The sequence below is a fragment of the Aestuarium sp. genome (assembly GCF_023253315.1).
Taxonomy (GTDB): Bacteria; Pseudomonadota; Alphaproteobacteria; order Rhodobacterales; family Rhodobacteraceae; genus Marivivens; species Marivivens donghaensis.
Window position 1 is genome coordinate 1 of sequence record NZ_JALRGW010000067.1, and the last position, 1,692, is coordinate 1,692.

3 protein-coding genes are annotated in these 1,692 nt (G+C 45.0%); all 3 read right to left on the bottom strand.

Annotated elements, in window-relative coordinates; all coding sequences use genetic code 11:
• Positions 1 to 207: hypothetical protein (locus AC1QQ2_RS14070; RefSeq protein ID WP_479713605.1), on the bottom strand; the 207-nt coding region annotated here is incomplete at its 3' end.
• Positions 197 to 1,315 (bottom strand): tyrosine-type recombinase/integrase, encoded by a 1,119-nt coding sequence (locus tag AC1QQ2_RS14075; protein WP_479713606.1) that lies wholly within the window; start codon positions 1,313 to 1,315, stop codon positions 197 to 199. The genes AC1QQ2_RS14070 and AC1QQ2_RS14075, both read right to left, overlap by 11 nt.
• Before the next feature lie 37 nt (positions 1,316 to 1,352).
• A complete protein-coding gene (locus tag AC1QQ2_RS14080) occupies positions 1,353 to 1,529 on the bottom strand; it encodes a hypothetical protein (protein WP_479713607.1) in 177 nt (58 codons plus the stop codon).
• Between the last annotated feature and the right edge of the window lie 163 nt (positions 1,530 to 1,692).

The window sequence follows — 1,692 nt, forward strand, 5'->3', positions numbered from 1 at the left end:
TGTCCATATTAGTTCTCCCTTATCATTGCTGCTTACTGTATACCCACACCTGCAAGACTTATATGTCATAAGTGGTTCACCGCAATACCCGCAAGGATTAATGCGATACCCAAAGTGTTTCAACAGCATTGATACCTTCATCTGATGGTAGATAGCGCCATTGATAATGGGTGGTGTATGCTCTGCTACTAGTACATCATTGGTCATACTCAACCTCCATTGTATCCCTAAGAGCTAGTGCATTCTTAGCACCATCGAATGTGTTAACCATGTAAGGCCTAAGGCTCTGTACACTCGTATGCCCTGATACCATCATTAGCTGTAGGATGTCAACACCTGCTTCAACTAATTCTGTGATACCTGTTCTACGTAAGTCCCAGGCCTTGAGGTCACTAGGTAGCCCAGCCTTAGCTTTAACTTCATTCACTAGTGCAGCGATCTGTTGTGGTGTATAGCAGCGCCACGCATTGTCTGATGATCTGTGGTGTGGTACTACAAACTCTGTGTACTGCTTGAAGTCGTCACGCTGTTGCTTAAGCATCCGTGCTAGACCATCCGAGATAGGTAGGGCCACCTTAGCACCTCGCTTACTCTGTGTGATGTTAACGCGCTGGGCATCAAAGTCAATGCTATCCCATGTCAGTGTACGCATATCACCTACACGCTGGCACCACTCATAAGCCATATGAACGATAAGGCCAATGCTGCGATACCTAAAGTCACTATATGCTGTAGTGAGGAACTGCTTAACCTGATCCTTATTCCACATAGTGCTGCGTACCTTATTCTTTACAGCATCCACTAGAGCCATTGGGTTACGTGCGATAGCCTCATGCTTCATTGCGAAGTTGAATAGGACACTACACACACGACGCTTACTGTTAGCTGTTGTTGAACCCTTAGCTACCCATTGCTGATACACGTGGTTGCAATGCTTAACGCTGATGTCCTTAACACGCATATCACCCAGCTTACGCCCCTCATAAGTAGCAGCACATAGATCACGTAGTGCATACTCGTAGTGTAGTTGAGCAGTAGCACCTAGTGCCTTGTACTTAGCTGATGCGTAGTATGCCACCACAAGCTGTGAGAGCTTCGTCATAGGGCCTGGCATAGCTCCGGCTACCTTACCCGCACGGAAGTCATCAATGCGGCTGTTGAGCCTCTTAGCCTCAGCCAGAGCCTTACGCTTATCCGTACCCAAGCTCTTGCGTTCAACGATAAGGTTGTCAACTAAGTCTTGCGATGGATTGAAGCGATACATGTAGCCGCCAGTACTTAGTTTATAGCGTGTGACATTTCTTGGTAGCTGCATGTGATATTCCTTAAGCTGCTGTTATTGTAGTGTAGTGTTAAAGATATTCTGTGGTTTCAGTTTTGATAGAGATAATATCACGACTATTAAGTCGGTAGTTATCCAGCAACACACACGCATCTTCAAGGAACTGATCTTCGTCAACTACATTGCGCTCCTTAACCATAAGCACAGTGTCTTCATTGACACGAATCTTTAACGTCATTGTCGTCATGTTACTCATCCTTTGAGTGTATTAGATTATACATTGCCTCACCACCGATGTCAAAGCAAATACGATCTACTTCATCTTTAATATCTACGGTGTACTCTTCCATCCAATCCGCAGCATCAATGATGTCTGTTGTTTCATGCTTATGATACATATTAGTGACCCA

Excerpts from the sequence above, each read along its gene's own strand:
- AC1QQ2_RS14075 (WP_479713606.1), bottom strand. The coding sequence starts at position 1,315 with ATGCAGCTACCAAGAAATGTCACACGCTATAAACTAAGTACTGGCGGC.
- AC1QQ2_RS14080 (WP_479713607.1), bottom strand. The coding sequence starts at position 1,529 with ATGACGACAATGACGTTAAAGATTCGTGTCAATGAAGACACTGTGCTT.